Here is a 25,904-nt window from a genome sequence, read left to right on the forward strand (position 1 = left end):
GGTTTACACTTTACATGTCTAATCGCTATGGAGATTCAAATTTAAAAATATTTACACTAAATTCCAACCCTGCATTGGCAAAGGAAATCGCTGATATTGTTGGCGTTGAATTAGGGAAGAGTTCTGTAACACGCTTTAGTGATGGAGAAATTCAAATAAACATTGAAGAAAGTATTCGTGGCTGTGATGTGTATATTATCCAATCTACTAGTAACCCTGTGAATGAGCATATCATGGAACTACTAATTATGATTGATGCTTTAAAGCGTGCATCAGCAAAAACAATAAATATTGTTATTCCTTACTACGGCTATGCTAGACAAGATAGAAAAGCGAGAGCAAGGGAGCCTATAACAGCAAAGCTTGTTGCAAACTTACTAGAAACAGCCGGCTCAACGCGCGTTATTACATTGGATCTTCATGCACCGCAGATACAGGGATTCTTTGATATCCCGATCGACCATTTAATGGGAGTACCGATCTTAGGTGAGTATTTCTTAGGGAAAAAATTAGATGATATCGTTATTGTTTCTCCTGATCATGGGGGTGTAACAAGAGCGCGTAAATTAGCAGATAAATTAAAAGCTCCTATCGCGATTATTGATAAAAGACGTCCAAGACCAAATGTGGCAGAGGTTATGAATATTGTTGGTCATATTGAAGGTAAAACAGCGATTTTAATAGATGATATTATTGATACAGCTGGGACAATTACATTAGCTGCAAATGCTTTAGAAGAGAATGGGGCAAAGGAAGTATATGCTTGCTGTACACACCCTGTTCTATCAGGACCGGCAATCGATCGTATTGCTAATTCAAAAATCAAAGAATTAGTCATAACAAATTCAATTCAACTCCCGGAAGAAAAACGAATTGATAAGCTAGTAGAACTATCAGTTGCTCCACTTATTGGTGAAGCGATCATTCGAGTACATGAAAAACAATCAGTAAGCTTACTTTTTGATTAATTTTTAATCTCTCTTATTAAAAAAACCTACCGTACCTTATCTAAGAGATATATTAGGTGCTGGATAGGTTTTTTTCGTATCTTTCACTTTATTCTCTTAAAAATGTTTATACCTTTCTCGTTATGGGCAAACAATATATATGAACGAATATCGTTAGGAAGGTGTAAATATGACAACTTTACAAGCAATGAAAAGAACAGAGTTTACTAATTCGGCAAAAAGAAAAGTTCGTGAGTCTGGCAAAATTCCAGCTATTATTTATGGCAAAGCTAAAGAAAGCCAACCAGTAGCATTAGATAGCATAGAATTAATTAAGACCCTTAGAGATGAAGGAAAGAATACCGTTCTCCATTTGGATGTTGATGGTTCATCACATGCTGTTATGTTGTATGATATGCAGACAGATCCACTAAAGAATGAAATTATTCATGCTGACTTTCATATTGTGGACATGCAGGCGGATGTTCAAGTTGAAGTACCGGTTCATCTAACTGGTGAAGCACAGGGTGTTAAAGACGGTGGCGTATTACAACAATCATTACATGAAGTAACGATTACGGCAAAGCCGGGTAATATTCCTCAATCAATAGATGTAGACATTACAAACTTAGGTGTGAATGAGACTCTTTACATTAAAGATCTCTCGACAAGTCCAAACTATCAATTTACTCAGGATGAGGAGCAGGTAGTGGCCTCTATACTTCCGCCACAACAGGAAGAAGAAATTGATAGCGGAGAAGAACAAGAACCGGGACAACCTGAAAATGAAGAAGGTCGGGAGAATAGCGAAAAATAAAATAATTAAAATAGAACAAAACTAGTGTCAGTTCTTCATGAGCCAAATATGGAGTAATCTTATCCATATTTTAAGGAAATGAAGGCTGACACTTTACTTTTATGGTAAGAATTTATATGCTAAATAAGATATAATAGTAAAAAAGGCAATAATATTAATTCTTTTTATGATTCTTAATAGATGATCTTGTTTGGAGGCGAAGGGTGTTTATGAAGCTCGTCATTGGGTTGGGAAACCCTGGGAGGCAATATGAAAATACCAGGCACAATGTGGGGTTTAAAGTAATTGACAAGCTATCAGAGGAGTTAGCCATTCCTCTTGATCGGCAGAAATTTAACGGGATATATGGTATAGGTCATATTTCCGGAGAGAAAGTCATATTATTAAAACCACTTACATACATGAATTTATCAGGTGAATGTATTCGCCCTTTAATGGATTTCTATGATATAAGTACAGAAGAAATCGTTGTCATATACGATGATTTAGATCTTCCTACTGGTAAAATTCGTTTAAGATCTAAAGGCAGTGCCGGTGGACATAATGGTATTAAATCAATGATTCTTCACTTAGGAACACAGGAATTTAATCGAATACGAGTTGGAATAGACCGCCCAATTAATGGGATGAAGATTACAGACTATGTGCTAGGCACATTTACTCAAGAAGATATGGAAGGTATAAACGAAGCAATAAATTACAGTGCGAAGGCTTGTGAAGACTGGATTCAGAAGAATTTCGTACAAGTGATGAATGAATATAATTAAATCCAATGTGCTTGCCTTCATTTTCCGTATGTATAGTCCCTCGTAAAAAGGACCATACTAAACGTAAAACATTCCTTTTTAGGAGGATAATGATGGCTTTGCATTATTATTGTAGACACTGTGGTGTAAAGGTAGGAAGCCTTGATAATATCTCTGCTTCAAGTGAGCAGCTTGGATTTCATCATTTAACACATGATGAACGCCAGGAGATGATCACATATGAGCAAAGTGGTGATATGCACATAAAGACGATTTGTGAAGACTGTCAGGATGCATTACATAGAAACCCTGATTTACACCAAGTGGAACACTTCATTCAGTAAGAGCTTTGGGTGACCCCCAAAGCGTTTTTCTGTTTACCTCTCCACTAATGGATAGAAACATAATCGAACACTATAAGTAGTACCGATAACCAATGACATTACTTATATTTAGCAAAATGAAAAATGGAATATTGAGAGGGGGGCTGAGCTTGAAAAGTTTACAGCAGTTTTTTTATGAAAATGATGATTTTAAAACAATTGTTTCCGGGATTGAAGAAGGACTAAAAGAACAACTTGTCGCAGGTCTTTCCGGTTCAGCTAGGACAGTTTTTACAGCTTCACTCTATCATGAGTTAAATAAATCGATCTTGATTGTGACACATAATTTGTTTCAAGCTCAAAAGGTTTATGAAGATTTACTAAACTTGATTAAAGATAATGTGTATCTTTATCCTGTTAATGATTTGATAGCATCTGAAGTGGCAGTAGCAAGTCCCGAGCTAAAAGCACAACGAATTGAAGTATTAAATCAATTGTCTGAAGGAAAAAGCTCGATAGTCGTGGCTCCCGTTGCAGGGATAAGAAGAATACTGCCGCCAAAAACACTTTGGAAACAGAAACAATATAAGTTGTCTCTAGGACAAGATATAGACTTGGATGAATACATTCAACAATTTATCTCATTAGGCTATGAGAGAGTTGATATGGTTAGTGCTCCGGGAGAATTTAGTGTTCGTGGAGGAATTATAGATATCTATCCCCTTACAGAGGACAATGCGATAAGAATTGAGTTATTTGATACTGAAATTGATTCTATCAGATCGTTTAATATAGAAGACCAAAGATCGATAAAGATGTTAAAAAATGTTGTGATTGGTCCAGCTGTAGAGATGATTATAACAGATGAGTCAAGAGAGAATTGTATTCGGAGAGTAGAAGAAGGTTTAGCGAAAAGTCTCAAAAAGATGAAGAATGAACAGCAAAAGGAATTGTTGGTTGAAAATATTCAATACGATTTAGAGCGTTTACGCAACAATCAGCTAAATCAAGATATGTTTAAGTTTTCATCACTCTTCTATGATCAGCCTGCTAGTTTACTAGATTATTTTTCGAAAGACTCTATGGTTGTTCTTGATGAAATAAGTAGAATTCATGAGACATATGACCAGTTAGAACGTGAAGAAGCCGAGTGGTTTACAGGCCTGCTTGAAGAAGGAAAGGTATTTCAAGATGTGAAAATGTCACACTCTTATATGGATGTTATGTCAAAAAGCAAACATCCGTCTATTTATCTTTCCTTATTTTTAAGACATGTGCCACATACTAGTCCTCAAAACATACTAAATTTATCTTGTAAACAAATGCAAAGTTTCCATGGCCAAATGAATGTGCTGAAAAATGAATTAGAACGTTGGCAAAAAGCACAGTATGCGGTTGCATTTCTAGGTGTTAATGAGGAAAGGACAAAAAAGCTTCAGGATGTATTGGAAGACTATGAGATTGAGGCGAAGATTTTAGGGCAAGATGAATTTTTACACATTGGCAAAATTTCCATTGTTGAAGGGGATTTACAAACAGGGTTTGAACTCCCAATGCAAAGATTAGCCGTTATTACAGAAGAAGAGCTTTTTAAGAAAAGGGCTAAAAAGCAAGTCAGAAGACAAAAGCTTTCAAATGCAGAACGGATTAAGAGCTACTCTGAACTGGAAATTGGCGACTATGTTGTTCATGTTAATCATGGTATTGGAAAATACCTTGGAATTGAAACACTTGAAATTAATGGAATTCATAAGGACTACCTAAATATTCGCTATCAAGGTAGTGACCAGTTATATGTTCCTGTTGATCAAATTGATCAAGTTCAAAAATACGTAGGGTCTGAAGGTAAAGAGCCAAAAATTTATAAGCTTGGTGGGAATGACTGGCGTAGAGTGAAGAAAAAGGTTGAATCTTCTGTACAAGATATTGCAGATGATTTGATCAAACTGTATGCCGAGCGGGAAGCAAGTGAAGGTTATGCCTTTTCACCAGATGGAGAAATGCAGAAAGAATTTGAACTGGCATTTCCTTATCAAGAAACAGATGACCAAATTCGCTCTATCATAGAAATTAAAAAAGATATGGAACGACTTCGTCCGATGGACCGCTTATTATGTGGAGATGTTGGATATGGAAAAACAGAGGTTGCAATTCGAGCAGCCTTTAAGGCAATTGCCGATGGAAAACAAGTAGCATTGCTCGTTCCGACAACAATTTTAGCTCAACAACATTATGAAACGGTCCGGGAACGTTTCCAGGAATATCCTATTAATGTTGGCCTTTTAAGTCGTTTTAGAACGAGAAAAGAAATTACTGAGACAACAAAAGGATTAAGTAATGGCAGCGTAGATATGGTGATAGGAACTCATCGTCTGCTTTCAAAAGATATTAAATATAAGGACTTAGGATTACTTATTATTGATGAAGAGCAGCGATTTGGTGTAACACATAAAGAAAAAATAAAGCAACTAAAAGCAAATGTTGATGTGCTAACCTTAACAGCAACTCCAATTCCTAGAACATTGCATATGTCCATGCTCGGAGTGAGAGATTTATCAGTTATTGAAACGCCACCTGAGAATCGTTTTCCTGTTCAAACATATGTTGTTGAATACAACGGGGCATTAGTAAGAGAATCAATTGAGAGAGAATTGGCACGTGGAGGCCAAGTATTTTTCCTATATAACCGTGTTGAAGATATAGATCGTAAAGCAGAAGAAATTTCGATGCTTGTTCCTGATGCAAGGGTTACCTTTGCACATGGGAAAATGACTGAAAATGAACTCGAATCTGTTATGATAAGCTTTCTTGAAGGAGAATTTGATGTGCTTGTAAGCACGACAATCATTGAAACTGGTGTGGATATTCCTAATGTTAATACATTAATTGTGAATGATGCAGATAAAATGGGACTATCGCAGCTTTACCAGCTTCGTGGAAGGGTTGGACGATCTAATCGTGTTGCATATGCATATTTTACTTACCGAAAAGATAAAGTCCTAACAGAAGTTGCTGAAAAGCGTCTACAGGCAATTAAGGAGTTCACTGAGCTTGGTTCAGGTTTCAAAATTGCAATGAGGGATCTTTCAATTAGAGGAGCCGGGAATCTATTAGGTGCTCAACAGCATGGATTCATTGATTCTGTTGGTTTTGATTTATACTCTCAAATGCTGAAAGAAGCAATAGAGGAAAGACAAGTAGATAAGCCAAAACAAAAAGCTATTGATGTAGAGATTGATCTTCAGGTTGATGCTTATCTTCCACAGACATATATTACGGATGGGCGTCAAAAAATTGATATGTACAAACGTTTTAGATCAATAACAGAATTAATCGAATTGGAAGAATTACAGGAAGAAATGATCGACCGCTTCGGAGAATATCCTGTAGAAGTTGAGTACCTATTCCATATTGCAAAAATTAAGGTTTTTGCTATTCAAGAACGAGTTGAACTTATCAAGCAAGATAAAGAAACAATTATGATGCTTATAGAAGATGAGGCAAGTAACCAAATTGATGGACAAAAGCTGTTTGATTTAAGCAATAAATATCCTCGCATTGTCGGTTTAGGAATGGAAGGCAGCAGATTAAAATTAACTGTCAATACAAAAGGTCTTGAAGTTGAAAAATGGTTGTCGATCATTACAGAACTTTTAAATGGTCTTTCACAAGTGAAAAAAGAAGAAATCTCAGCAAAATAAGTTTAAAAAAAGAGTTTATAGGCGATTATTATTAGTTGCTTTTCACTTTCTCCTAAAAAATCCGGTTCAGGATGTATATTACACGATTGGTGAAGGATACTAATTTCAACAAATGATGATTGTTACATAAAAGAAGCTCCTGTCATAAACAGTTCTTATTTTTATACTTACAGCAGGATATTAACAACAATCATCAATTTCCTATCATCCGATGAAAGTGAGGCAACATAAGATGAAAGCAACTGGTATTGTTCGTCGCATTGATGATTTAGGTCGTGTAGTTATTCCAAAGGAAATACGCAGAACCTTACGAATCCGTGAAGGAGATCCTTTAGAAATATTTGTGGATCGCGATGGAGAAGTCATTCTAAAGAAATACTCACCAATTAGTGAGCTAAGCGATTTTTCTAAAGAATATGCTGATGCCTTATACGATAGTTTGGGACATCCTGTTTTAATCTGTGATAGAGACAATTTCATAGCTGTGTCTGGAGGATCAAAAAAGGAATACTTAAACAAGAACATTAGTGACATTGTCGAGCAGGTTATGGAGGAAAGAAATTCAGTTTTAAAAACTGATGCAGGAGACATTCAAATTGTTGAAGGTTTAAGCGAAGATATTAAGTCATATACAATTGGGCCAATTGTTGCTAATGGAGATCCAATTGGAGCTGTTATCATCCTTTCTAAAGAGCAGTCAATTGGAGAGGTTGAACACAAGGCAGTGGAAACAGCTGCAGGGTTTTTAGCTCGTCAAATGGAGCAATAAGAAAAAAGGTAGCGGATTTTCGCTACCTTTTTTATGTACTTGAAAATTAAGTGCGTGAGGTCTGATCAAGGCGCTTGCGCTTTTGATATATGCTATAATCCTCATAGAGGATGTTTGAGAGGGGATAGAATGAACATCGAAAAAGATCATATGAATATTGCCTTGCGTGGTGTTTTCATCCTGACAATTGCAGGGTTAGTAACAAAAATATTAAGTGCAGCTTACCGTGTTCCTTATCAAAATATTGTAGGGGATATTGGCTTTTATATTTATCAGCAGGTTTACCCATTTTATGGGATGAGTGTGGTGTTAGCAACTTCCGGTTTTCCTGTTATGATATCAAAGGTAATGAGTGATTTAGGCCACGGAAAATCGGAGCAGGATCGTTCAAAAATAATGTCCATTGCTATGATATATTTAACGATCTTTGGGGTGGCATTGTCTTTTCTTCTATACATATATTCACACCCTATCTCAATCATAATGGGAGATGCAAAATTAGCACCTCTTATTGAAATCTCTTCTTTCTCATTCTTGTTGGTTCCTTTTGTTTCCTTACTAAGGGGTTATTTTCAATATGAGCAGAATATGCAACCAACAGCTGTATCTCAAGTGGTAGAACAGGGATTTCGAGTTTCTTTTATTTTAATAAGCTCTTATTTTTTCATTCATCTAGGGTATGACCTCTATACAGCAGGTTGGGGTGCATTGGTATCATCTGTAATAGGAAGTATAGCGGGATTTTCCATTCTCCTTTTCTTATGGAGACGAAACAAAAAGGAAAGAAGATTACATTGGAATCTATCAGCATCAATTCAAGCTAGAGAAATTGTATTAACGTTACTTAAATATAGTTTTAGCTTTGGGATTACTAGCTTGTTGCTTATTCTCATTCAGTTAGTCGATGCCATGCATTTATATGCTTTACTTCTTCATAATGGTATAGATGAGGAGATGGCAAAAGTAGCAAAGGGAGTATATGACAGAGGGCAACCGTTAATACAATTAGGTACAGTGGTAGCAACGTCCTTCGCACTATCACTTGTTCCAGCTATTGCTCAAGCAAAAATGCAGCAAAATGAGGATTTTATAAAGGAAAAGTTGCAGATTTCCTTGAAATTATGTTTAGTTATTGGTGCCGGTGCTGCGGGAGGATTAATAGCCTTAATAGATCCTATTAACATGATGCTTTTTAAAGATATTTCAGGCTCAAAAGTACTTATGATTTTAAGCGGATCTATTTTATTTACATCCATATGTCTAACAATGTTTGCTGTTTTACAAGGATTAGGATACACATTTGTACCTTCAATAGCGGTTGTAATCGGCGTGTCCTTTAAATATCTAGGAAATATCATGTTAATTTCCAAGTATGATGTGACAGGAGCTGCGATATCAAGTCTTGTAGCATATTTTGTTGTTGCTTTGGTCATGATGGTATTCATTAAAGTGAAAGGTTTTTCTTTTCCATACATAAGAACAAGTGGTCAAATAGGAATGGCAATTATTATTATGGTCATTACTCTTAAACTAGGGTTGGCATATGTTGGACCTGAAACTCGTGCACACTCAATGATCATTTCACTAATTGGAGTATTCATTGGTGGAATTGTTTATATCGTTTTAATTTTAAAAATGAAAGTATTCTCCCATTCAGAGATTCAATATATTCCTGTAATAAAGAAACTTTTTAAATAGAAATGAGGTACATAGATGACAAAAACAATTACAATTGTAGGGCTTGGTGCAGGAGATCTGAATCAGCTGCCATATGGTGTGTATCGATTATTAACTCAATCGGAACATCTATTTTTACGAACAAAGGAACACCCTGTTATATCTGAGTTAGGGGATCAATTACATTTTGAGTCCTTTGATACCATTTATGAACAGCATGATGATTTTGATCACGTGTATACAGCTATTGTGGATACGCTTCTTACAAAAGCAAATGAAATGAATATCATCTATGCTGTGCCTGGTCATCCACTTGTTGCTGAAAAAACAGTTCAGCTTCTTTTAAAAGAAGGAAGAAAAAAAGGATATACAATTAAGATAGAAGGTGGACAAAGCTTTCTGGATTCCACTTTTCAAGCATTAGAAATAGATCCGGTTGAAGGATTTCAGCTTGTTGATGCATTTGATTTAAGAAAAGAGATGCTGCAGTTGAAGGGACATGTGATCATCACTCAAGTTTATGATCAAATGATAGCTTCAGAGGTAAAGCTCACACTAATGGAGCAACTACCTGATCATTATAAAATTAAAATAGTCACAGCTGCAGGCAGTAGTCTACAGGAATTGAGAGAAATTGAGCTTTACGAACTAGATCGTGAAACAACTATCAATAATTTAACAAGTGTTTATATACCACCTGTTACGGACGATACAATTCTTTACCATCAATTTTCTTCCTTCCGTCATATTATTGCGGAATTAAGAGGACCGAACGGATGTCCATGGGATAAAGAACAAACACATCAATCGTTGAAAAAATATCTTATAGAAGAATGCTATGAATTATTAGAGGCGATTGATAAGGATGATATTGATCATATCATTGAAGAACTGGGAGATGTGTTATTACAGGTTGTTCTACATGCCCAAATTGGCGAGGATGAAGGTATGTTCTCCATTGATGATGTGATTAAAGGTGTAGCTGAGAAAATGGTTCGTCGTCATCCCCATGTTTTTGGTCAACAATCTGTTACTGATTCAGATGAGGTCCTGGCTAATTGGGAGGAAATAAAGAAGAAAGAGAAGGGGACAAGAGAAGAGCAATCAATACTGGATGCTGTTGCATCTTCTCTTCCGGCACTATCTAAAGCATTTCATTTGCAAAAGAAGGCAGCAAAGGTCGGCTTTGATTGGCCCTCAGTGGAAGGTGCCTGGGATAAGGTAAAAGAGGAATTAAAAGAATTTGAAGATGAAATTGCTGTGAATAAAGATCATTCGCTCATCATGAAAGAGTTTGGTGACCTTTTATTTGCTTTTGTAAATGTGGGAAGACATTATAAGATTGAACCAGAAGAAGCTCTATCTTCAACAAATGTGAAGTTTTATGATCGATTTGGGTATATAGAAAAGATGGCAATTGAGCATAATCGACAACTTCAAAACATGTCTTTAGAAGAGATGGATCATTATTGGGATGAAGCAAAGAAATTAGATAAAGAATGAGGGATAGAAGATGAGGTTAGATAAATTCTTAAAGGTATCAAGATTAATTAAACGAAGAACACTAGCTAAGGAAGTAGCAGATCAAGGGAGAATTTCCATAAACGGGTCGCCGGGTAAAGCCAGTTCCAATGTAAAAATTGGTGATGAGTTGATGATCCGTTTTGGACAAAAGCTGGTAACTGTTGTCATTGAAGACTTAAAGGAAACAACAAGAAAAGAAGAAGCGACAAACCTTTATCGAGTGGTGAAGGAAGAGAAGGTTGAGCAAGATTCTTTTTAAGTGGTTGCTTTCATACCTGCCGTAGTCTGATCAAGGCGCTTCCGCAATTGTATATAGCTTGTTCTAAACCGAATTGAAGGATCATACACATGTAAAGGAAAATCCTTTATTAGAATTCGGAGGTAGAATATGAGCCAATACTATGAGAATCATGCATCTGGAAATAAAGGTACGATTCAAGAGCATGATGTGATCATGCGAGGCAGAAAGTTGATAGAGATCACCGGCGTAAAACAGGTTGAAAGCTTTGATAGTGAGGAATTCTTATTGGATACGGTTATGGGGGCTTTAGCAATTCGTGGCCAAAACCTTCAAATGAAAAACTTAGATGTTGATAAAGGAATCGTATCGATAAAAGGCAGTAGAATATTTGATCTAATCTACTTGGATGAACAGCAATCGGAGAAAGCTAAAGGACTCTTTAGCAAGTTATTTAAATGAGTTTAACAACACAGTTTTACACTATGCTTGCGATGGTAGGAATGGGTAGTTGGATAGGTGTAGCTCTTGACACATATGGTCGCTTTTTGAAGCGGCCATTGAGAGCTAGGTGGGTTGTTTTTATCAATGACTTTATGTTTTGGGTTGTTCAAGGCCTAATATTATTTTATCTTTTGTTACTTGTAAATGAAGGTGAACTAAGGATATATATCTTCCTTGCCTTACTCTGTGGGTATGCTGCATACCAGGGGCTCCTTAAACAACTCTATTTGAAGCTTCTGGAATATTTCATTCAGACAAGCATCCGATTATATAATATTATCAAGAAGATCGGACAGGTTTTGCTTGTTCAGCCTATACGAGCATTGATACAACTTATCATCGTGATTATACTTGGAATTGTCAAAGTTATATGGAATTTATTAAAATGGGCTTTTCAATTTGTATATTCTTTGGTTAAAATTTTACTAGCCCCTGTAAAATGGGTAGGAAGGCTTTTATGGAGACTGGTTCCACTGCAGATAAGGCAATTTATTACAAGAATTCTTTACAAATTAGCAGGATATCTAAATAAAATCAAGAATACATTTAATAAGCTAAAATTGTGGTGGCAACGTTTAACAAAGGAGTAAGGAGGAGAAAAATGAGTCTCGAAAGATCGAAGAAAATTACGGAACTACAATCACAATATGCAATGGAGCAAGAGAGACAACAGCAAATTTCCAAAAGGCGTAAAAGAGGCTTATTTCGGCGGCTATTACTACTAGGAATATTAGTCATCGTCACTTCTTCTGTTATAGTGACCACTTTATTTAGTCAATCTTCAGCCATAAATGAAAAAAACGAGCAAAAAGAAAAGTTGGAAGAAGAATTAGCCAGCTTGGAAAAAGAAGAAAATTTATTAAGAGAAGAAATTGTAAAACTTAATGATGATGAGTATATTGCAAAGATTGCCAGACGAGACTATTTCTTATCTGATGATAATGAGATCATCTTTAACATAAAAGAGTAGCCTTGTTGACACTGGATTTTTTATTTATGTATAATATAATAAAGGTTCGAATGATTTTTTATCTGTTTAAGGAGGAGCATTATTTTTATGTCGATTGAAGTTGGCAGCAAGTTACAGGGTAAAGTGACGGGCATTACTAATTTTGGAGCGTTTGTGGAGTTACCAGGCGGATCCACAGGTCTCGTTCATATTAGTGAAGTAGCCGATAATTATGTGAAGGATATTAATGATCACTTAAAAGTCGGAGATGAAGTTACTGTTAAGGTTATTAATGTTGAAAATGATGGTAAAATTGGTTTGTCTATTAAAAAGGCCATTGACCGTCCAGAGCGTCCTCAACGTCCGGAACGCCCAAGAAATTCAGACCGCCCGAGATCAAGAGGAAATGATTTCCGAAATAATAGTAATAACAAAGAGAACTTTGAACAAAAAATGAATCGTTTCTTAAAAGATAGTGAAGATCGTCTAGCTTCATTAAAACGTAATACCGAATCAAAACGTGGTGGTCGTGGGGCTAGAAGAGGATAGCTTGCTGCTTTCATATACATTTTGTGAGTAAGGAAAACATGATTGATATGTTTTCCTTTTTTATATGTTTTATTTTAAAATTTATATTGACGGAAGCTTAAATCGATTGTATTATATATCTTGTGCTTTTAAACAGAGTATAAATTTTTATACTATGGCGGTGTAGCTCAGCTGGCTAGAGCGAGCCGTAAACATCCTGATTTTTCTTCCATGTAGGCTTGTGAGGAATGTGTCTGGAAGAGACATGACGAACATGCTTTTAAACAAGGAGCGTTTTTATAACTATGGCGGTGTAGCTCAGCTGGCTAGAGCGTACGGTTCATACCCGTGAGGTCGTGGGTTCGATTCCCTCCGCCGCTACCATAGAAAAAAGTAAGGAAATAAGGCCCGTTGGTCAAGCGGTTAAGACACCGCCCTTTCACGGCGGTAACACGGGTTCGAATCCCGTACGGGTCATCAATGAAGAAACTAGTTGCGTTCTGCAGCTAGTTTTTTGTTATGTAAAAAACTTATTTCGGTCATAATTAATACGAATTCGACCACGATTGAAATAAATTCAACCACATTCTTTAAGAATTCAACCAAAATCTCCAATAATTCAACCATCATGCCAAGAGATTCAACTAACCTCCGTATAAAGAACTTAATAAAAGATAGATTTTACCCTACCCAATTAATGCTCATACTATTCCAATTTTCTTTTGACTATTCTTGACTCGACATTACAGGTTTCACACAAATTTGACGAAAGACTTGCTGAAAAAAATACTATTCATTTAGATATTTGTCGCTTTTTTCAAAAACAGTCGAACAGTTCTTTAGATACTCTACCTTCTTTTGACAAATTCCTGTCATAAGCTTAGCTATAATTACAAGCAACATGAATAAGTGGGGGAATGAAAAATGGAAAAAGTAGAAAGAAGGTTAATGGAACCAATATCGGAATTGGGGATGGAAAAAACCCAACAGGTGGTTAATCGATTCTTCCATCGAATTTCATCTAGAATCCAGCTTTTCCTCTTACACAAAGGAATTATTTATGGATTGATCGGTTTTTTATTAGGACGGGCTATTATTCTTTCGGAAGTATTGCCATTTGCTCTACCGTTTTTTGGAGCAGTTCTACTAATGAAAAGGGACAAGGCCTTGTTAGCAGGATTATCGCTTATTGCTGGAGGATTAACGATTTCCTTTCAGGTTGCTTTAGTAATTACAATTTCAATTATCGGTTTTCTGATTTTAAATCGACTTGTTTCTTCTTTATTTAAGGATCAATTAAAAGTCCTTCCTTTTGTTATTTTTGGAACGGTAGCGATAACTAGACTAGCTTACTCCTTTTCAATAAAAACAGAGTTAATGTTATATGACTATATGATGGCAGGCGTAGAGTCTGGACTTTCATTTATTTTGACATTAATTTTTCTGCAAAGTATTCCATTGATATCGGCACGTAAATATAAACAATCGTTAAAAGTTGAAGAGATTATATGTATTATGATTCTCCTTGCTTCAGTTATGACAGGACTTGTCGGGGTATCTTTCCAAAATCTTCAGGCAGAGCATATTTTCTCACGATATATTGTTCTCTTGTTTGCATTTATCGGTGGATCAAGTATTGGTTGTACGGTTGGGGTTGTGACAGGCTTAATTCTCAGTCTGGCAAACGTCGGAAATTTATATCATATGAGTTTATTAGCTTTCTCAGGATTACTGGGAGGACTTTTACGTGAAGGACAAAAGTTTGGAACGGCCATTGGACTATTAGTTGGATCAGTATTGATATCTTTATATGGACAAGGTTCAGCTGATTTGATGACAACATTACTAGAATCAATGATTGCTATCCTGCTGTTTTTACTAACACCTAAGGTAGTTACAGCGAGATTAGCTAAGCATATACCTGGGACAAATGAGCATGCCCAGGAACAACAGCAGTATGTCAGAAAAATTCGTGATGTTACAGCTCATAGGGTAGAGCAATTTTCTCAAGTTTTCCATGCGTTATCAGAAAGCTTTGCCACGTTTTATGATAAGGATGAACAAGATGATAGTGAAGAACGTGAGACTGATTTATTCTTAAGCAGTATTACAGAAAGCACCTGTCAGCATTGTTTTAAAAAAGAGAAGTGTTGGGTTGAGAACTTTGATAAAACCTATGATTTAATGCAGAGCATTATGCATGAGAATAAACAAAATACGTATAAATCCAACATGAAATTAAAGAAGGAATTTGATAGGCATTGTTCAAAGGCAAATAAAGTAGAGGAGACAATTGAACAGGAGATTAATTATTTCCAAGCAAACCAAAAGTTAAAGAAAGAGGTGCAAGAAAGCAGGCGATTAGTTGCTGAACAATTATTAGGTGTTTCAAATGTAATGGGAGACCTCTCGAAGGAAATTAAAAGAGAAAGGGAAAATCATTTTGTACAAGAAGAACAAATTTTAGATGCGTTACAAAACTTCGGTATTGAGATTGTCAATGTTGATATTTTTAGTCTGGAACAAGGAAATGTAGATATTGAAATGAGTATTCCGTTCTGTAATGGACATGGAGAATGTGAAAAAATTATTGCTCCAATGCTTTCAGATATTTTGGAAGAATCCATTATTGTTAAAAAAGAAGAATGTGCAAATTATCCAAATGGGTACTGTCATGTTTCATTTGGTTCAGCGAAAAAATACCGAATTGAAACAGGTGTTGCACATGCAGCTAAAGGAGGAGGACTAGTATCCGGGGATAGTTATTCCATGATTGATTTAGGTGTAGGTAAATTTGCTGTCGCGATAAGTGATGGAATGGGAAATGGAGTAAGAGCCCATTTTGAAAGCAATGAAACCATTAAGCTTCTACAAAAAATCCTACAATCAGGTATTGAAGAGAAGGTTGCAATTAAAACAATTAATTCAATCTTGTCTCTAAGAACAACAGATGAAATCTTTTCGACTCTTGATCTAGCAATCGTTGATTTGCAAGATGGAAGTAGTAAATTCTTAAAGATTGGTTCTACCCCAAGCTTTGTAAAGAGAGGAGATAAAATTATAAAGATTCAAGCAAGTAATTTACCTATGGGAATCATTGATGAATTTGATGTTGATGTGGTAGGTGAAAAACTAAAGGCCGGAGATCTGCTTATAATGATGAGCGATGGGATTTTTGAAGGACCAAAGCATGTAGAAAACCATGATTTATGGATGAAAAGAAAAATAAGTGAAATGAAAACAACTGATCCACAGGAAATTGCAGACCTCATCATGGAAGAAGTGATTAGAACGAGATCTGGAAAGATAGAAGATGATATGACAGTTGTGGTATCAGCCATTGAGCATAATACACCAAAATGGGCAAGTATTCCTGTTTCATCGAAGAAAATAGGATAAGAAGTATAAAATAAAACCCTCCTGGCGAGTATGATAATAGTATTTTTTATGTATATGTCGGTGTAGCAATGGACAAGGGGAAAATTCAGGAGACTGCAACATCTCTCTAGGAGGGTAAGTATGGAAAAGGGTCATTTAAAACAAATCTTATTAATTACAGATGGTTGTTCAAATCATGGGGAAGATCCGATTGCGATGGCGGCTCTAGCACAAGAGCAGGGTATTACTGTTAACGTAATTGGTGTATTAGAAGAAAATGTAATAGATCAGGAATCTCTTCAAGAGGTAGAAGGAATTGCTATGTCAGGTGGAGGTGTGCATCAAATTGTCTATGCTCACCAACTTTCACAAACAGTTCAACATGTGACAAGAAAGGCAATGACACAAACTCTCCAGGGTGTAGTAAATAAAGAACTTCAACAAATTTTAGGTAAACATACATCGATGGAAGAATTACCTCCAGAAAAAAGAGGAGAAGTAATGGAAGTAGTAGATGAACTGGGTGAAACAACAAGCCTTGAGATTCTTATTTTAGTTGATACAAGTGCCAGTATGAAGCCGAAACTTCCAACAGTGAAGGAAGCCCTGCTGGATCTATCTATTAGTTTAAATTCAAGGATAGGGGATAATCGTTTTTCAGTTTCAGTATTTCCTGGGAAAAAAGATGACGTTGAAAGGGTACTTGATTGGACTCCTAGGCTTGAATCTTTATCATCCATCTTTCCTAAATTATCAACCGGAGGTATTACACCAACTGGTCCTGCGATTAGAGAAGCTATACAGCAATTTAAGAAAAAACGTTCCCTTAGAAATTTATTAAGAAATGAAGAAGAGTACTACGATGAATCAAGTATGTAATCTTGCCCCTGGTTCAATTATTACAGGCAAATGGAACCAGGAGCGTTATACAATCATTAAGGCCTTAGGACAAGGTGCAACAGGTAATGTATATTTGGCAGATAGTAGAAGAGGGAACGTAGCAATCAAGCTTAGCGAAAACAACATGTCAATTACATCTGAGGTAAATGTACTTAAACATTTCTCCAAGGTCCAAGGTACTTTACTTGGGCCTTCTTTACTTGATGTGGACGATTGGATTCATAACTCTCAAAAGTTAGTTTCGTTTTATGTAATGGAATATGTACAAGGTAATAACTTCCTTGAGTTTACTGAGCAAAGAGGGATAGAATGGGCAGGTGTACTAACTCTTCAGCTTTTAACTAATTTAGAAAAACTTCATCAAGAGGGATGGGTATTTGGGGACTTAAAACCGGAAAATTTAATTGTTTCAGGTCCTCCGCCGAGAATTAGGTGTATAGATGTTGGTGGAACAACACAACAGGGTAGGTCTATAAAAGAATTTACGGAGTTTTTTGACCGCGGTTATTGGGGAATGGGAAATCGAAAGGCAGAGCCAACATATGATTTGTTTTCAGTTGCGATGATTATGATGAATGCTGCCTATCCAAAACGTTTTAAAAAAGTCAATGATCGTGATGGGAAAGGTCAGCTAACCGAAAAAATACGGCAACACTCTTTTTTAGTTAAATATCAGGATGTTTTAGATAAGGCGTTGATGGGGAAATACAATAGTGCCGGGGAAATGAAAGCTGATTTTATCCAGTTGCTTTCTGTGAAAGCGAGTAAAAGGAGTACCTCTTCAAACACTTATAAGTCAAAAGTTCCAAAGCAGAGTTCTCCTAAATCAAGTCATCCGAAAACACATACACAGCAGACAAGACAGCAAGTGAAAAGGAAGAAAAAGAAAGCCAATTATTTTTTTGAAACAATCGTGATTTTAATAGGAGTCTGTGTAATTTATTCCTTATATGTTTATCATGTTCTCTTATAATATCTAGATGTTGTTAATTTTCAGGTGAAAATATGTTGAATATGTGAACTGGACCTTCTTTTTTGTTTTTTTAGATAGAATAATGGTAGGATTAATATATGAAAATTAATTGAGGAATATCGTATAAAGAGGGGAAAAAGGTGGAAAATTTAGATATCCTGATTCGACAACAGCAACTAATAAAAAAGGGATCAACGATCGTTGTTGGTGTTTCAGGAGGACCTGATTCTTTAGCATTACTCGATATGTTTTACAAACATAGGGAGAAATTGGATTTAACGGTAGTGGCTGCGCATGTTGACCATATGTTTAGAGGTGAACAATCCCAGGCAGAAATGGAATTTGTTATAGCATTCTGTAATGAGCGTGGAATTAACTGTGAAACACATCAAATTGATGTTAGATCTTATGCAAAAAAGAATCAGTTGAGCTCACAAGTAGCAGCTAGAGAATGCAGATATCGGTTTTTTAAAGAGATTATGGATAAGTATCATTCACCATACTTGGCATTAGGTCACCATGGTGATGATCAGGTTGAAACCATCCTCATGAGAATGGTTAGAGGTAATACTGGTGAAGCTTTAGCTGGTATTAAACGGGTAAGACCATTTCATAATGGACACATCATTAGACCTTTACTAGAATTCTCCAAGCAACAAATCCTTGATTATTGCAATAAGAATAACTTAATGCCCAGATTCGATCCCAGCAATGAAAGTACAGATTACACAAGAAATAGATTTAGAAAATATGTGCTTCCTTTTCTAAAACAGGAAAATCCGCTAGTACATGAAAAATTTCAGTATTTTAGTGAAACCTTACTGGAGGATGAAACGTATTTACATGCATTAACTGAAAAAAACATGAATACAGTAATCAAAAGGAAAGAAAAATTCGTTGTGGAAATGGATATCATAGGCTTTCTAAGCCTACCTTTGCCTTTACAAAGAAGAGGGATTAAACTAATATTAAACTATCTATATGAAAATATTCCATCTTCCCTTTCTTCAATACATATCGAGAGCGTACAATCATTGCTCTCACAGGAACATCCTTCAGGGTCACTAGATTATCCAAACGGTCTTAAAGTGATAAAATCCTATCAGACATGTTTGTTTACTTTTGAACATGATGAAGGTAGAGAATACTGTCATGTACTTGAAATTCCCTCTGTGGTTAAACTTCCAAATGGGTATAGTATATCTTGTCATGTAACTCAGGAGATTCCAATAGCAAAAAAGGGAAACGATATTTTTCTGCTGAGTGAAAGAGATTTAACTGAGCCTTTAATTGTTCGTACGAGAAAACAGGGAGATAAAATTAAATTGAAAGGCATGAACGGCAGGAAAAAAGTCAAAGATATATTTATTGATGAAAAAATTCCATTACATAGCCGAAATTCTTGGCCGATCGTAGAAGATGGGAAAGGGAATATCCTTTGGATTCCAGGCCTCAAAAAATCGAATTTAGAAGCCGGGAATGACGATGGGGATAGATGTATTGTATTAGAATTTAGAAGCTAATCTTCTAGGGGGCGCACAAATGAGACAAGATATTCAAGAAATTTTAGTTACAACTGAGCAAATCCAAGAAAAAGTAAAAGAGCTAGGAAAAGTCTTAACAGAGGAATATAAAGACAGTTTCCCACTTGCAATTGGTGTTTTAAAAGGTGCAATGCCTTTTATGGGTGATCTTTTAAAAAACATTGATACATACTTGGAAATGGATTTTATGGATGTTTCAAGTTATGGTACATCCACAGTATCTTCCGGTGAAGTAAAGATTATTAAGGATTTGGATACTTCAGTAGAAGGAAGAGATATCCTTATTATCGAGGATATCATTGATAGTGGTTTGACATTAAGTTATTTAGTTAAACTATTCCGCTATCGTAAGGCGAAATCGATTAAAATTGTTACGTTACTTGATAAGCCAACAGGTAGAAAAGCCGATATTAATGCAGATTATGTAGGATTTGAAGTGCCAGATGCATTTGTTGTTGGTTATGGATTGGATTATATTGAAAAATATCGAAACCTTCCATATATCGGTGTGTTAAAGCCTGAGATTTATCAGAAATAATCAGTATTCTAATTTGTTGTATTACCATGATTTTCTATGATACTATTTAAAATAGTTGTGTTTACTGTGGGAGGAGGTAAGGAATGAATCGGATCTTCCGTAATACCATATTTTATTTACTTATATTTTTAGTCATCATTGGAGTTGTTAGCTTTTTTACAGGTGCTAATCCTAAAACAGAGCAAATAACGTATAATGAGTTCATTTCAGACTTGAATGGTGGAAATGTCACAGAAATGACCGTACAGCCGGTTCGAGGTGTATTTGAAGTTAGAGGTAAAATGAAAGGTTATGATGAAGACGAAACCTTTTTAACATATATACCAACTGAACAGGGGCTTGATCGCGTTGACAAGGCTGCTGATGCAAACAATGTTCAGAAATTGAACATAGCACCGGCAGAAGAAACAAGTGGATGGGTAACATTTTTCACATCCATCATTCCATTCGTCATTATCTTTATCCTTTTCTTCTTCTTATTGAACCAAGCTCAGGGCGGTGGCGGCCGTGTTATGAACTTCGGGAAAAGTAAAGCTAAGCTTTACAGTGAGGAAAAGAAAAAAGTTAAATTTAAGGATGTAGCGGGTGCAGATGAAGAGAAACAAGAACTTATAGAGGTTGTTGAATTCTTAAAAGACCCTCGAAAATTCGCGGAGTTAGGTGCAAGAATTCCCAAAGGTGTTCTTTTAAATGGACCTCCGGGAACAGGTAAAACATTACTTGCAAGAGCTGTTGCCGGTGAAGCTGGAGTACCTTTCTTCTCCATCAGCGGATCTGATTTCGTAGAAATGTTTGTCGGTGTCGGGGCTTCTCGTGTTCGTGATTTATTCGAGAATGCGAAAAAGAACGCACCATGTATTATTTTCATTGATGAAATTGATGCTGTAGGACGTCAACGTGGAGCTGGTTTAGGTGGCGGCCATGATGAACGTGAGCAAACATTGAACCAATTGCTTGTTGAAATGGATGGTTTTGGAGCGAATGAAGGAATTATCATTATTGCTGCAACAAATAGACCTGATATTTTAGATCCTGCATTACTTCGTCCGGGAAGATTTGACCGTCAAATTACAGTTGATCGCCCAGACGTAAATGGTCGTGAGGCGGTACTTAAAGTACATGCCCGCAATAAACCACTGGATGAATCTGTTGACTTAAAAGCAATTGCTGCCCGTACACCTGGTTTCTCCGGTGCAGATTTGGAAAACTTATTAAATGAAGCAGCTCTAGTAGCCGCTAGACAAGATAAGAAGAAAATCGATAATACGGACCTAGATGAGGCAACAGATCGCGTTATCGCCGGACCATCGAAGAAGAGTCGTGTTATCTCTAAGAAGGAACGAAATATTGTTGCTTATCATGAAGCGGGACACACAATTATTGGTGTTGTTTTAGATGAAGCGGATATGGTTCACAAGGTAACAATCGTCCCTCGTGGTCAAGCTGGTGGATATGCTGTTATGCTTCCAAAAGAAGATCGTTACTTCATGACTAAACCTGAATTACTGGATAAAATAACAGGACTGCTTGGCGGCCGTGTTGCTGAAGAAATTATCTTCGGTGAAGTAAGTACAGGTGCTCATAATGACTTCCAAAGAGCAACAAATATCGCCAGAAAAATGGTAACTGAATATGGAATGAGTGAAAAGCTTGGACCATTACAATTTGGCCAATCACAAGGTGGTCAAGTGTTCTTAGGAAGAGATCTTCATAATGAACAAAACTACAGTGATGCTATCGCTCATGAAATTGATATGGAAATCCAACGTTTCATTAAGGAATCATATGAAAGAGCGCGTCAAATTCTAACAGAAAACCGCGAAAAGCTAGAGCTTGTTGCTCAAACATTGTTAGAAGTGGAAACACTTGATGCGGCTCAAATTTCAAGCCTTGTTGAAACAGGAAAACTCCCTGATCGTCCTGTTGTTGTAAATAACGACAAAGAAGAGAAATCAGAGGATATAAAAGTCAACATTAATACAAAAAAAGAAGAGGATAACTCTTCTGATAAATAACTTTTCTAGCCTAAAGATCGGTGACATCTGTCATCGGTCTTTTATTCGTATAAGCACATAATAAAGCTTTTCTTTTGCAAGTGACTTACGAATATGGAAGTCAAGGTACTTTGTGATAAAATAATACGGTATTGAAAAATAGAACAAGACAAAGTGGTGATTCATATGATTTTAGTATTGGACGTTGGAAATACAAATACCGTCTTAGGGGTATATGGTCAAGATACATTAAAACATCATTGGAGAATTGAGACTAGCCGTAATAAGACTGAAGATGAATTTGGCATGCTTATTAAAAATCTTTTTGAACATGAGCGCATATCTTTTCAAGACATTGAGGGGATTATTATTTCATCTGTTGTCCCTCCTATTATGTTTGCACTCGAAAGAATGTGCAGTAAATATTTCGATATAAAGCCGTTAGTCGTAGGACCTGGAATAAAAACAGGACTCAATATTAAGTATGAAAACCCGAGAGAAGTTGGAGCAGACCGGATTGTAAATGCAGTTGCAGGTATACAAGACTATGGTAGCCCACTTATCATTGTGGATTTTGGCACAGCAACTACATATTGTTATATAGATGAACATAAGCAATATATGGGGGGAGCTATTGCCCCGGGAATAAATATTTCTACGGAAGCACTTTATTCACGGGCAGCAAAATTGCCAAGAATAGAAATTACACGCCCTGATCACATTATTGGAAAAAATACAGTTAGTGCAATGCAGTCAGGGATATTATATGGATATGTAGGACAAGTAGAGGGTATTGTTAAGCGAATGAAGGAACAATCTAAGGAGGTGCCGAAAGTTATTGCAACCGGCGGCCTTGCAACACTTATTGCCAGAGAATCAGATTGTATTGATATTGTAGATCCTTTCTTAACACTGCGAGGCCTGCAACTAATCTATAAACGTAATGTGAATGAGTGAACGAAAAGTAATTACAGCACTTTGCTGAAAGGGAGTAAATATTTATGACAGATTATTTAATTAAAGCCATTGCATTTAATAACCAGGTAAGAGCCTATGCTGCAAGAACAACCGAGACCATTTCCGAAGCACAAAAAAGACATCAAACTTGGCCAACCGCTTCAGCTGCATTGGGCAGATCCATGACTGCAGGAGTTATGCTTGGTTCAATGTTAAAGGGTGATGCAAAACTGACAATTAAGGTTGAAGGCGGCGGCCCAATTGGCGTCATTATTGTTGATAGTAATTCTAAAGGAGAAGTAAGAGGTTATGTAACAAACCCTCAAACTCATTTTGATCTTAATGAAAAGGGAAAACTAGATGTGGCTAGAGCTGTGGGGACTCAAGGGAATTTAACGATTGTAAAAGACCTTGGGTTAAAAGACCATTTTTCTGGACAAGTACCGATTGTATCAGGTGAATTAGGAGAAGATTTTACATATTATTTAGTTACTTCAGAGCAAGTTCCATCTTCTGTAGGGGTAGGTGTTCTTGTAAACCCTGATAATACGATCTTAGCCTCAGGCGGTTTTATTATTCAATTACTTCCTGGTACGGATGATGACACCATCACAGAAATTGAAAAGAGACTTGGAGAGGTTGAGCCAATCTCAAAATTAATCCAAAGAGGATTAACGCCTGAAGAAATACTTGAAGAAGTACTCGGCAAAGGAAATGTCAAAGTACTAGAAAAACAACCTGTTGCATTTAAGTGCCAATGTTCAAAGGAACGAATTGAAAATGCTATTGTTAGTTTAGGTGCTGATGAAATACAAGCAATGATTGATGAAGATGGACAAGCGGAGGCACAATGTCATTTTTGTAATGAAGTATACCATTTAACAAAAGAGGACTTGGAAGAATTGAAAAGGGAAGCAAGTAAGTAAAGAAATAAAGATACAGACATACTGGGAGTTGAGAAATTGAGCGGTAAAGTGTTATGGAGTATTATTTTTGGCCTGGTGATCATTAATTGCTTAACAATAGGCTACTTTGTGTCAGGAAAAACCGAAGCAATACCGGTGACTGGTAATGAAGTAACCGATGAAACAATTGCCACAATCGGGGATACAACGATAACCAGAGAGCAATGGATGGCTGAGCTGGAAAGCCGTTATGGAAAAGATACATTAAGAGAGTTAATTAATGTACAGGTAGTGGAAGAGTTAGCTGAAAAATATAATATTACTGTCTCTGAAGAGGTTATCGATAGAGAGCTTGCTGTTTATAAATCGATGTATAACTCATTAGATGAAGAACAATTTGGTAATGAGGAAAACTGGGAAAAACAAATTCGCTACAGTATCTTATTAGAAGAACTTTTAACACGTGATGTTTCTGTATCTGATAAAGATATCCAAAAGTTCTATGAGGATAATAAGGATTTATACGATATTGATGAATCTTATCATTTATCACATATCGTCGTAAAAACAGAGGAAGAAGCTAAAGTTATTATAAAAGAATTAGAGGGTGGTTCAAGCTTCGAGGCACTTGCTTTAGAGGCTTCCATTGATGAGTTCACAGCTAATTCCGGCGGGGATTTAGGATTTATCTCAACAAATGATACGTATGTTCCAAAGTCATATCTTGAAATAGTTCCAAAATTAAAGGAAGGAGATTGGAGTGAACCTGTCGAAGTAGATACAGGGTATGCAATTCTTCTCTTACATGAAAAGATGAAGGGACAAACGTTTAGTTTTGATGATGTAAAAGAGCAAATCCGCAGACAAATTGCTTTAGAGCAAATGGAAGGCACAGTGTCCGTTGATCCATTATGGGATGAAATTGGTGTTACTTGGTTTTATGATGAAGAATAAGGAAAAATAGTACAAATAGCACAAAAGGTTTTGACAATTTAGAATTAAATTGCTATATTACTTATAAATCCAATAAATTTACTCGGGATAGGGGAGAGATAGTATGGCACGCGTTGCAAATTCAATTCATGAATTAATCGGTGAAACACCTATTGTAAAATTAAACAGACTTGTTGATGATAATAGTGCAGATGTATATTTAAAATTAGAATTTATGAATCCGGGTAGCAGTGTAAAAGATCGTATCGGTCTTGCTATGATTGAAGCTGCAGAGAAAAAAGGTGACTTAAAACCGGGCGATACAATCATTGAGCCTACTAGTGGTAATACAGGAATTGGTTTAGCGATGGTTGCTGCTGCAAAGGGTTTTAAAGCCATTTTAGTAATGCCTGACACAATGAGTATGGAACGTAGAAACTTACTTCGTGCATATGGTGCTGAACTAGTATTAACACCTGGTTCCGAAGGTATGGGAGGAGCTATCCGTAAAGCGGAAGAGCTTTCAAAAGAACATGGCTACTTTATGCCTCAGCAATTTAAGAATGAAGCTAACCCCGAAGTACACCGTTTAACAACAGGTAAAGAAATTGTTGAACAAATGGGTGATCAACTTGATGCATTTATAGCAGGTATCGGTACGGGTGGAACGATTACTGGAGCAGGGTCAGTTCTAAAAGAAAACTATCCTTCAATTAAAATTTATGCTGTAGAGCCAACAGATTCACCAGTTCTTTCCGGTGGGAAGCCAGGTCCACATAAAATTCAAGGTATCGGTGCAGGATTTGTTCCTGATATCCTAAACACAAATGTGTATGATGAAGTCATCACTGTGAAAAATGATGAAGCATTCGAAACTGCTAGAAAGGCTGCCAGTCAAGAAGGTATTCTAGGCGGTATCTCATCAGGTGCAGCAATTTTTGCAGCATTACAAGTTGCAAAAGAACTTGGTAAAGGGAAAAAGGTATTAGCTGTACTACCAAGTAATGGTGAGCGTTACCTAAGTACTCCTTTATATCAATTTGATTAATAACATAAGCA

Annotated in this window: 23 protein-coding genes and 2 tRNA genes; all 25 read left to right on the forward strand. The window is 36.3% G+C overall.

Annotated features, from left to right (window positions below):
* Window positions 1–14: 14 nt before the first annotated feature.
* The 25 genes from BK577_RS11880 to cysK all read left to right on the forward strand — a co-directional run bounded on the left by BK577_RS11880 (window position 15) and on the right by cysK (window position 25,893).
* Entirely contained in the window at window positions 15–968 is a 954-nt protein-coding gene (locus BK577_RS11880) for a ribose-phosphate diphosphokinase (protein WP_078433057.1), read from the forward strand.
* 169 nt (window positions 969–1,137) lie between these two features.
* On the forward strand, window positions 1,138–1,764 hold the full coding sequence (locus BK577_RS11885) for a 50S ribosomal protein L25/general stress protein Ctc (protein WP_078433058.1): 627 nt from the start codon (window positions 1,138–1,140) through the stop codon (window positions 1,762–1,764).
* A 209-nt stretch (window positions 1,765–1,973) separates the two neighbouring features.
* On the forward strand, window positions 1,974–2,531 hold the full coding sequence (pth, locus tag BK577_RS11890; RefSeq protein ID WP_078433557.1) for an aminoacyl-tRNA hydrolase: 558 nt from the start codon (window positions 1,974–1,976) through the stop codon (window positions 2,529–2,531).
* A gap of 92 nt (window positions 2,532–2,623) precedes the next feature.
* On the forward strand, window positions 2,624–2,854 hold the full coding sequence (gene fin / locus BK577_RS11895; protein ID WP_026562417.1) for an anti-sigma-F factor Fin: 231 nt from the start codon (window positions 2,624–2,626) through the stop codon (window positions 2,852–2,854).
* Window positions 2,855–3,003: 149 nt separating this feature from the next.
* Window positions 3,004–6,534 (forward strand): transcription-repair coupling factor, encoded by a 3,531-nt coding sequence (mfd, locus tag BK577_RS11900; protein WP_078433059.1) that lies wholly within the window; start codon window positions 3,004–3,006, stop codon window positions 6,532–6,534.
* Window positions 6,535–6,766: 232 nt separating this feature from the next.
* Window positions 6,767–7,303: a stage V sporulation protein T gene (spoVT, locus tag BK577_RS11905; RefSeq protein ID WP_078433060.1), complete on the forward strand. Its 537-nt coding sequence runs from the start codon at window positions 6,767–6,769 to the stop codon at window positions 7,301–7,303.
* 129 nt (window positions 7,304–7,432) lie between these two features.
* A complete protein-coding gene (locus BK577_RS11910; protein WP_169908231.1) occupies window positions 7,433–9,001 on the forward strand; it encodes a putative polysaccharide biosynthesis protein in 1,569 nt (522 codons plus the stop codon).
* A gap of 15 nt (window positions 9,002–9,016) precedes the next feature.
* The gene (yabN, locus tag BK577_RS11915) at window positions 9,017–10,483 is read left to right on the forward strand and encodes a bifunctional methyltransferase/pyrophosphohydrolase YabN (protein WP_078433062.1); all 1,467 of its coding nucleotides are present in this window, start codon (window positions 9,017–9,019) and stop codon (window positions 10,481–10,483) included.
* Between the two features lie 10 nt (window positions 10,484–10,493).
* Entirely contained in the window at window positions 10,494–10,763 is a 270-nt protein-coding gene (locus tag BK577_RS11920) for an RNA-binding S4 domain-containing protein (RefSeq protein ID WP_078433063.1), read from the forward strand.
* 129 nt (window positions 10,764–10,892) lie between these two features.
* Window positions 10,893–11,204, forward strand: coding sequence for a sporulation protein YabP (yabP, locus tag BK577_RS11925; RefSeq protein ID WP_078433064.1), 312 nt, complete (start codon window positions 10,893–10,895; stop codon window positions 11,202–11,204).
* The gene (gene yabQ, locus BK577_RS11930) at window positions 11,201–11,836 is read left to right on the forward strand and encodes a spore cortex biosynthesis protein YabQ (protein WP_078433065.1); all 636 of its coding nucleotides are present in this window, start codon (window positions 11,201–11,203) and stop codon (window positions 11,834–11,836) included. Before yabP ends, yabQ begins: the two co-directional genes overlap by 4 nt.
* 11 nt (window positions 11,837–11,847) lie before the next feature.
* Window positions 11,848–12,216 carry an FtsB family cell division protein gene (locus tag BK577_RS11935; RefSeq protein ID WP_026562658.1) on the forward strand — a complete coding sequence of 123 codons (369 nt, stop codon included), beginning with the start codon at window positions 11,848–11,850 and terminating at the stop codon, window positions 12,214–12,216.
* A gap of 87 nt (window positions 12,217–12,303) precedes the next feature.
* A complete protein-coding gene (locus BK577_RS11940; RefSeq protein WP_026562659.1) occupies window positions 12,304–12,744 on the forward strand; it encodes a S1 domain-containing RNA-binding protein in 441 nt (146 codons plus the stop codon).
* Window positions 12,745–13,030: 286 nt separating this feature from the next.
* Window positions 13,031–13,107: transfer RNA gene (locus tag BK577_RS11945), tRNA-Met, on the forward strand.
* Window positions 13,108–13,128: 21 nt separating this feature from the next.
* Window positions 13,129–13,200 (forward strand) — tRNA-Glu (locus BK577_RS11950).
* Between the two features lie 447 nt (window positions 13,201–13,647).
* Complete coding sequence (gene spoIIE / locus BK577_RS11955) at window positions 13,648–16,122, forward strand: stage II sporulation protein E (RefSeq protein ID WP_078433066.1); 2,475 nt, start codon at window positions 13,648–13,650, stop codon at window positions 16,120–16,122.
* A gap of 93 nt (window positions 16,123–16,215) precedes the next feature.
* A complete protein-coding gene (locus BK577_RS11960) occupies window positions 16,216–16,980 on the forward strand; it encodes a VWA domain-containing protein (RefSeq protein ID WP_342743291.1) in 765 nt (254 codons plus the stop codon).
* Window positions 16,964–17,974 (forward strand): protein kinase domain-containing protein, encoded by a 1,011-nt coding sequence (locus BK577_RS11965; RefSeq protein WP_245823465.1) that lies wholly within the window; start codon window positions 16,964–16,966, stop codon window positions 17,972–17,974. Before BK577_RS11960 ends, BK577_RS11965 begins: the two co-directional genes overlap by 17 nt.
* Before the next feature lie 140 nt (window positions 17,975–18,114).
* Window positions 18,115–19,497, forward strand: coding sequence for a tRNA lysidine(34) synthetase TilS (gene tilS / locus BK577_RS11970; RefSeq protein WP_078433069.1), 1,383 nt, complete (start codon window positions 18,115–18,117; stop codon window positions 19,495–19,497).
* Window positions 19,498–19,516: 19 nt separating this feature from the next.
* Window positions 19,517–20,056 (forward strand): hypoxanthine phosphoribosyltransferase, encoded by a 540-nt coding sequence (hpt, locus tag BK577_RS11975; protein ID WP_026562664.1) that lies wholly within the window; start codon window positions 19,517–19,519, stop codon window positions 20,054–20,056.
* A gap of 83 nt (window positions 20,057–20,139) precedes the next feature.
* On the forward strand, window positions 20,140–22,071 hold the full coding sequence (gene ftsH, locus BK577_RS11980) for an ATP-dependent zinc metalloprotease FtsH (protein ID WP_078433070.1): 1,932 nt from the start codon (window positions 20,140–20,142) through the stop codon (window positions 22,069–22,071).
* Window positions 22,072–22,236: 165 nt separating this feature from the next.
* Window positions 22,237–23,007: a type III pantothenate kinase gene (locus BK577_RS11985; RefSeq protein WP_078433071.1), complete on the forward strand. Its 771-nt coding sequence runs from the start codon at window positions 22,237–22,239 to the stop codon at window positions 23,005–23,007.
* A 44-nt stretch (window positions 23,008–23,051) separates the two neighbouring features.
* Window positions 23,052–23,933 (forward strand): Hsp33 family molecular chaperone HslO, encoded by an 882-nt coding sequence (gene hslO, locus BK577_RS11990; protein ID WP_078433072.1) that lies wholly within the window; start codon window positions 23,052–23,054, stop codon window positions 23,931–23,933.
* A gap of 36 nt (window positions 23,934–23,969) precedes the next feature.
* Window positions 23,970–24,866: a peptidyl-prolyl cis-trans isomerase gene (locus BK577_RS11995; RefSeq protein WP_078433073.1), complete on the forward strand. Its 897-nt coding sequence runs from the start codon at window positions 23,970–23,972 to the stop codon at window positions 24,864–24,866.
* 103 nt (window positions 24,867–24,969) lie between these two features.
* On the forward strand, window positions 24,970–25,893 hold the full coding sequence (cysK, locus tag BK577_RS12000; protein WP_026562669.1) for a cysteine synthase A: 924 nt from the start codon (window positions 24,970–24,972) through the stop codon (window positions 25,891–25,893).
* The last annotated feature ends 11 nt before the right edge of the window (window positions 25,894–25,904 follow it).

The organism is Metabacillus halosaccharovorans (genome assembly GCF_002019635.1).
Taxonomy (GTDB): domain Bacteria; phylum Bacillota; class Bacilli; order Bacillales; family Bacillaceae; genus Metabacillus; species Metabacillus halosaccharovorans.

What these genes read in the sequence shown, in the direction of transcription:
- BK577_RS11880 (WP_078433057.1), top strand. Translation starts at nt 15, where the DNA reads ATGTCTAATCGCTATGGAGATTCAAATTTAAAAATATTTACACTAAAT.
- BK577_RS11885 (WP_078433058.1), top strand. Translation starts at nt 1,138, where the DNA reads ATGACAACTTTACAAGCAATGAAAAGAACAGAGTTTACTAATTCGGCA.
- pth (WP_078433557.1), top strand. Translation starts at nt 1,974, where the DNA reads ATGAAGCTCGTCATTGGGTTGGGAAACCCTGGGAGGCAATATGAAAAT.
- fin (WP_026562417.1), top strand. Translation starts at nt 2,624, where the DNA reads ATGGCTTTGCATTATTATTGTAGACACTGTGGTGTAAAGGTAGGAAGC.
- spoVT (WP_078433060.1), top strand. Translation starts at nt 6,767, where the DNA reads ATGAAAGCAACTGGTATTGTTCGTCGCATTGATGATTTAGGTCGTGTA.
- BK577_RS11910 (WP_169908231.1), top strand. Translation starts at nt 7,433, where the DNA reads ATGAACATCGAAAAAGATCATATGAATATTGCCTTGCGTGGTGTTTTC.
- yabN (WP_078433062.1), top strand. Translation starts at nt 9,017, where the DNA reads ATGACAAAAACAATTACAATTGTAGGGCTTGGTGCAGGAGATCTGAAT.
- BK577_RS11920 (WP_078433063.1), top strand. Translation starts at nt 10,494, where the DNA reads ATGAGGTTAGATAAATTCTTAAAGGTATCAAGATTAATTAAACGAAGA.
- yabP (WP_078433064.1), top strand. Translation starts at nt 10,893, where the DNA reads ATGAGCCAATACTATGAGAATCATGCATCTGGAAATAAAGGTACGATT.
- yabQ (WP_078433065.1), top strand. Translation starts at nt 11,201, where the DNA reads ATGAGTTTAACAACACAGTTTTACACTATGCTTGCGATGGTAGGAATG.
- BK577_RS11935 (WP_026562658.1), top strand. Translation starts at nt 11,848, where the DNA reads ATGAGTCTCGAAAGATCGAAGAAAATTACGGAACTACAATCACAATAT.
- BK577_RS11940 (WP_026562659.1), top strand. Translation starts at nt 12,304, where the DNA reads ATGTCGATTGAAGTTGGCAGCAAGTTACAGGGTAAAGTGACGGGCATT.
- spoIIE (WP_078433066.1), top strand. Translation starts at nt 13,648, where the DNA reads ATGGAAAAAGTAGAAAGAAGGTTAATGGAACCAATATCGGAATTGGGG.
- BK577_RS11965 (WP_245823465.1), top strand. Translation starts at nt 16,964, where the DNA reads ATGAATCAAGTATGTAATCTTGCCCCTGGTTCAATTATTACAGGCAAA.
- hpt (WP_026562664.1), top strand. Translation starts at nt 19,517, where the DNA reads ATGAGACAAGATATTCAAGAAATTTTAGTTACAACTGAGCAAATCCAA.
- ftsH (WP_078433070.1), top strand. Translation starts at nt 20,140, where the DNA reads ATGAATCGGATCTTCCGTAATACCATATTTTATTTACTTATATTTTTA.
- BK577_RS11985 (WP_078433071.1), top strand. Translation starts at nt 22,237, where the DNA reads ATGATTTTAGTATTGGACGTTGGAAATACAAATACCGTCTTAGGGGTA.
- hslO (WP_078433072.1), top strand. Translation starts at nt 23,052, where the DNA reads ATGACAGATTATTTAATTAAAGCCATTGCATTTAATAACCAGGTAAGA.
- cysK (WP_026562669.1), top strand. Translation starts at nt 24,970, where the DNA reads ATGGCACGCGTTGCAAATTCAATTCATGAATTAATCGGTGAAACACCT.